The 6249-nt window shown below is 57.1% G+C and carries 3 protein-coding genes; all 3 read left to right on the forward strand.

Annotated features, from left to right (window positions below; all coding sequences use genetic code 11):
* The gene (locus tag VMU57_RS22955; RefSeq protein ID WP_325380880.1) at positions 1-198 is read left to right on the forward strand and encodes a 7-cyano-7-deazaguanine synthase; all 198 of its coding nucleotides are present in this window, start codon (positions 1-3) and stop codon (positions 196-198) included.
* The gene (locus VMU57_RS03640; RefSeq protein WP_325380882.1) at positions 141-629 is read left to right on the forward strand and encodes a hypothetical protein; all 489 of its coding nucleotides are present in this window, start codon (positions 141-143) and stop codon (positions 627-629) included. Before VMU57_RS22955 ends, VMU57_RS03640 begins: the two co-directional genes overlap by 58 nt.
* Before the next feature lie 441 nt (positions 630-1070).
* Positions 1071-6011: an ATP-binding protein gene (locus VMU57_RS03645; RefSeq protein ID WP_325380884.1), complete on the forward strand. Its 4941-nt coding sequence runs from the start codon at positions 1071-1073 to the stop codon at positions 6009-6011.
* The last annotated feature ends 238 nt before the right edge of the window (positions 6012-6249 follow it).

Raw genomic sequence — 6249 nt, forward strand, 5'->3', positions numbered from 1 at the left:
ATGAGTGAACAGAGGCGTAGGGCGGTGGTGCTGCTCAGCGGGGGCCTGGATTCGACAACAGTGCTGGCCATCGCGAAGGCTGAGGGATACGAAACGTACGCGCTCTCCTTTTCCTATGGACACCCAAGGCGATCCGAAACATGCTCAAGAGAAACGACCTCAGCTTGCGCGAGATCCGGTGCGACCTGTTTTCAGTAGAGAGCCTTGCAATAGCCCTCCACGTTCGAAAAGCGGAGATCGTCTTCTGGATTGAACAGGGATGGCTTCAGGCATCCATCGCCTGCCGCGGCAAGCGGAGATCCTACACCATCACGCCCGAAGCGCTGATGAGCCTTTACAAGCAGCATCATGCCGATGTCTTGAAGCGCGGCATTCCGAATCAGGCTCTCTTCGAGGCGTACGTCCAGTACTGCTTTTCTCCGAAGCACACGGTTGGAGAACAACTTCTGGATGTCCGGCGGGACAAACGCGAGCGGGCCGCCTACGCGGCAGCTGGAACCAGGGAACCTAGTGGCGATGATGAAGAGGAAGAAGAGGAGGGACAAGATGTGGACGACGAAGGAACCTATCGCGACAATATGCAGAGCTCTAACCGGATCAGGGAAGGCTCAAGGATCGAGTGTGAATGACGTTTGCCCGTCCTGCGGTGCAAGAGTCACGTCGCCTCGGCCATCAATTCGAGAGGTTGCTGTGACTACCATTGGAGGGTGCCTCTTGGTGGTCATCTTGGTGTCCACCTACTGGATCAGCGAACGATGGATCGAGCGGGAAGGGCAGCGAATCCTCGACAACATGATCTGGCACGAACCGCTCGATAGCTGGAGACTATGAACACTGAGTGCGGGATTCGCTTTGAGGGATTGTGAAGTCTATCCCCGCTTGAAGCTTCTCCAGGTCTCCCCAGCGACTCTGGCCGCATCATCTCGCTGATCGCCCGCATCACAGGCAGCTACTATTTGGATCGTTTGCCTCGCCAACCAACCGCGCCACGTCTCCTGGTAGCGATGAAAGAATCTCCGTCGTTAGGGGCATAGAATTGATGCGGACAGGTTCTACGAGAGCGCGATCGCATGGACGATAGTACGGGCGAAGTCAGAACTGATGAGCAACAGGAATCCGGTGAGGCAGCCCTGGCAACTGGCGGCGGCAATGCAACTGCGGCTGGAGTAACGTTTCATGGAGCGCTGGGCGCATTGTTCGCTACTGCGGCGATTGCAGATAGGCCCCTGGACGCCAGACTTGGAATCGGAACTGCACGTGTCCGCGAATTGCGCTTCGAGACCGATGCTCCACTCGACGATATTCTGGTTGCGACGAACGCCGACGGCTATGTCTTTACCCAAGCAAAGACATCTCTTACTCTTGCGAAAAAACTCGATAGTGAACTCGGCAAGACTGCCGAACAGGTCGTTCGGCAATGGCGGGCCTGCGCTGGCGGAGATGGGAGCCTCGGTTGGAATAGGCCACTTACGCTCGGTCGAGATCTGTTCCTGATCGCCGTCGGACCGGGCGCAGCCGGCACTGTTGCGAACGATCTAGCCCAGGCTCTTTCACGGCGGAGGGCCAACGCAAACCGCGCGACGACTCCAGCCACTCAGGAAAAAGCACTCGAATCATTCAGCACGTTGCTTGAGACGGCATGGCATGAAGTGGTCGGAAGCACGGCGACGCCGGAAGATATAGCACAAATGCTCGACCTAACCGCCGTCGTGCGATTTGACTTGGAAGGTCCAGACGCTGCGGTCGCCATAGAAATGTTGAAGGGCGCTCTGCTCCGGCCTGATGATGCACCTGCCACGCTCGAAGTTCTCGGCGGTATCTGTGAACAGCACATGGCCGCGCGAACTGGCGCGGATACGCGTGCGCTACGCCGAAGCCTTGAGGAGAAGTCCATCCGGTTGCTCGCGCCCCCGGACTACCGAACGGATGTCGAGGCATTTCGCGCAGACAGCGGGCGGAATCGCAACGCGTTGGCTTCATTCGAAGCAATCAGAATTGACGGCGAAGATCTGACCGTGCCGAGACAGTGTATGGCCGCCGCGCTGAACGCCGCGCAGGACGGGTCTTTCCTGCTTGTCGGTGAACCAGGCGCGGGGAAAAGCGCGGTTCTGAATATTCTGGGACGAACTTTGAGCGAGCGCGGAAGCGAAGTCCTGCAACTCTCGGTCGACCGGGTACCCGTCACCGGGCTGGATGGCCTTAGAACCGAGCTTGGCCTGAGCCATCCGATCCGCGATGTCCTTCAGAATTGGCCCGGAGCCGCGCCTGCATTCCTGTTGATCGACTCTCTTGATGCCGTTCGGGGTGGTGCCGGGGAGTTGGTCTTCAAGGGCCTGATTGAGGAGGTGATGTCTCTGCCGGGGGGAAGATGGCGAATCATCGCTTCAGTAAGGTCCTTCGACCTCCGACTTGGAACGCAATTCCGGTTGCTCTTTCCAGGAGGGCCACCTGCCCCGGAGTTTGCTAACCCTGACTTTGGCAAGGTGCGGCATGTTCAGGTATCGCCCTGGACGAACGAGGAACTGGACGACTTGTTGGCGCGGGCGCCTCGGCTCTCTGCAGCGATTGTCGCTGGGGGGCAGAAGCTTAGAAATCTCGCGTTGGTCCCGTTCAACACCAAGCTACTCGCTGATCTCATCTCCGATGGCTTGGTGCCTGCCGCGTTGGGCTCATTGCGCACACAGGCAGAACTTCTCGATTTGTATTGGCAGCACCGTGTTCAAGTGTTCGCACCCGATGGGGACGCCTGTTTGCGAGCAGTCCTGCAGGAGATGGTCAACGGTCGTTCTCTGCGTGCCTCGCAGGATACGGCCTTTCGCAGCGGCGGTAATGGACTACTGCGACTCCTCGGTTCCGGGGTCCTGGTGGAGCAATCTGGCGGTCGGCATGTTGCTTTTCGTCATCACATCCTATTCGACTATGCGGCCAGCCGCCTTTATCTCAATCCGTTCGACAGCGCCGGAATCCAACAGGCATTTCTTCGGGCGAGCGGACTGGGATTGTTGCTTGGCCCGGCACTGGGATATGCGCTGCAGGAGCTTTGGAACAGCAATGCCGACCGCGAGCAGTACTGGAACACGGTTGCTCAGTTGATCGGGGATAGGACTGTCGACCCGATTGCCCGAAGCATCGCTGCTCGCTCAAGTAGCGAACTACCGGTCGTCAGGGCCGATACGGACGGACTCATTCATCAGCTAGTGAAAGACGGAGTAGGCCGATCAATCTTCGCGTCGATTATTGGTTCACTCGCTATCTGGAATGAGGATCACCCCGACACTGTACCCCTAGTGCCCTGGGCGCAAGTTGCCGTCGAGGCGAGCAAGATTCCCGATCTTATCGGGGTAATTGGCTTTCTGCTTGGCATTCTGATGAAGCAGACATCGGCTTCAAGGCATCAGAATGAATTCGGCACCGCTGCGCGCAACCTTCTGGAAGCCACATTTGCCCACAACGATAAAGAATACTCGTCTGGATTGGCAGCGGTGGGAATCCAGTACGTCGCTGAAACCTATGCCTCCGATTCGCAGGCTTCGCGCGCTCTCTTGAGCAAGGTATTCGCGGCGGGGAGATTCGAGGCCCACGGCTATGTTGAGGCGCCTGCTGTTGCACGTCAGATCGCCACGATCAAAGTAGTCGATCCTGAATTCGCCATCACGGTTTACGGCGAGGTCTTCTCACACCGCATAACATCTCAGCAGACGACCCGAATGAGCGACAGCCAGATCATGCCGTTTATGTCTAATGCTTCCCAAGACTATGAGATGGCTCGCTATCAACTAGCTCATTACTTTCCCGAATTCTTGAAGGATTCACCCCTGGAAGCCACGAAAGTATTGATACAAGCCGTCGATGGCTTCACCGGAAGCGAACACGCGCAGCAGGAACCGCATGGTGACTGGACTCTCAAAGTAGGCAATAAGGATGTCCGCGTAACCGAAGACCTAAGCCACATCTGGGCATGGGATGTAGTGGACACGCACCCTGACAACGTCATGATTCTTGTCCAAGCGTTTGTGCAGTGGTTGCGGTCTGCCTCCCCGGAGGAGGCCGCCGCAGTTGTTGAATTATTCTTCAGCGAAAATCATCTCGCCCTGCTCTGGACCCGCTTCTTCATGGTTGCAGCGGAGCGGCCAGAGGTCTTCGGCTATCTCCTCTGGGAACTGGTCACGAAGCAGCAGGTTCTCCTGTCGTCCGATCTGCGAAAGGACGCGATCGATCTGATTGCTGCACTGTATCCGAACAAGTCGGAGACGGAACGAACGGAATTTGAAGAAGCCATTCTTCAGACGGACTTCTCGGGCTTCGTGCAGCCGGAGAAAGCGAAGAGAGTTCTCTTATCATCTCTCTTCCAGGCCATTGGGCAGGACTACCTTGCTACAGAAGCTGCACGCGCCCTGGTAGAGTCCGCCACCGAACAGGCTGCTCCTATACCGAATAGTCGACCCTTCTCGATTGAAGGTGGTCCGGTGGCGATGGAGGAGTACTGGTGGCTGCATGAGCAGAATATCGAGGTGGAAGCACCGGCTAACGCAGCTATTCTTGCGCACACAAAGTCGGTCAAGGCAGCGTTGGGGCTGAGGGACGCACAGCCACTTTCTACGATCTCCGATGTTCCCGCCGCACTGAATCTAATAACAGGCCTTGAGACGGCAATGCATGCCGCCGAGGTTGCAGGCGTTCCTTTGGAGGTGCTGCGCGTGGCTGCTGGCGCGGTGGTAGATGGCTGTTCTGCCATCCTCTCTGGGCGGGGAGAGCAAGCACTGACCGATGAATCCCAGATCGACTCAGTTAAGGGGATTACGCTTCGACTTTCTCACTCGCACTTTCCTGTGGGGAGCGCTGCCGAGGAGGCGCGCTTCGAACGTTCGCAATCGGTCGGGGGACCGGCGCCGAGGATCGACGCCGCACGGAACTTAGTGCAACTGTGCCAGCTCCGGCCGCAGGCCGATGCTGAGATTCTGGCGAGGTTAGAGCAGTTGTTGTCCGATCCTCATCCAGCAGTTCGCGGAATCGTCGCGAGCACTCTTGCAGTTCTCTGGAGCCGGGGCCGCGAGACGATGTGGAAGCTTGCAGATTGGATCGCGCAAAACGAACCAAACAAGGCAGTCCTGTCTGCGTTCACGCAGTTTCTCGGTAATGTCCGCAATGCAGATCCAGAGCATGTGGAAACATTGGTCCTCACATTGCGTGATCGGCTGGCCGCCGATCCAGTCCCGAGTGATGCAAGACGTGGAGTCCGTGAGAATGTGGCGGCGCTGCTCGCGATGCTCTATGTATGGAATGGTCGCACGCAATGTGGGTCGGTTGTGCTGGAGTGGTGCACTGACCTAGTCGCACATGAAACTGACCTCAACTCCGCGTTGAGTGCGGTGCGTGGCGCTTTGATCGATGGATATGCCGATGATTCACCCGCAAAGCAAGGCTATCGCCAACGGAGCCAGGAACTGGTTGCCCACGTTGTCGACAGCACCTCGGACTGGCTGGCCGCCTACTTTGCGCAGGGACCTGGGGAGCAGTCGCAACAGAAGGATGAGGCTACGTCAGTGGCGAAAACACTTGACCACGCCTGCAGCCAGCTCTACTTTGCTTCCGGCGCCTTTCATGCGATGAACCCGCGTGAGCCTGTCGGCATGGAGTCGCTGAAAGAGAAGATCGCTTTTTTGGGTGAGGTCGAACCTATCCTCCGAAGGATCGGCGACCTGGGAGCAGCCCACACAATTTATCACCTCCTACAGATTCTCGAGTTCCTGCTACCCGCGAATCCAGGAAGAATCTTCGACCTCATCGCACATGCGCTACTTGAGGGTGGGAAGCGCCAGGGCTATCAGTTTGATTCGATGGGGGCGGATGTCTTCGTCAGGATTGTTGGGGTATGTCTTGCCGACCACCGGGACATTTTCCGGGATGAAGCTCGTCGGCAGGCTCTTGTGGACTGCCTCGATGTGTTCATCGAAGCTGGTTGGCCATCAGCGCGAAGGCTCATTCATAGACTGCCAGAGTTGTTCGATTAGCCCGCAAGGGCAGCCTGGTCAAGTGCAGGTTCCCGTGTGCTTGGTCAATGAACTACACGTCAGAGTTGGGTTCTAAGCCAATTGTTCGATGAACGAAGGTGAGCGCTATATAAAGCCCATCTTGTTTGGATCTATGTCAGGCCTCAATCTTGAGGAATGAAACAGCTCAGGGCAGAACTATGGACGAAGTGGCGAGGGTTGGTATCAGAGCAGAGTCAAAGCGGACAGACGGTCAAAG

Source organism: Edaphobacter sp. (assembly GCF_035532915.1).
Classification (GTDB): domain Bacteria; phylum Acidobacteriota; class Terriglobia; order Terriglobales; family Acidobacteriaceae; genus Edaphobacter.

Bases quoted from the DNA above. Each gene is read 5' to 3' on its own strand.
- VMU57_RS22955 (WP_325380880.1), top strand. From the start codon at position 1: ATGAGTGAACAGAGGCGTAGGGCGGTGGTGCTGCTCAGCGGGGGCCTG.
- VMU57_RS03645 (WP_325380884.1), top strand. From the start codon at position 1,071: ATGGACGATAGTACGGGCGAAGTCAGAACTGATGAGCAACAGGAATCC.
- VMU57_RS03640 (WP_325380882.1), top strand. From the start codon at position 141: ATGCTCAAGAGAAACGACCTCAGCTTGCGCGAGATCCGGTGCGACCTG.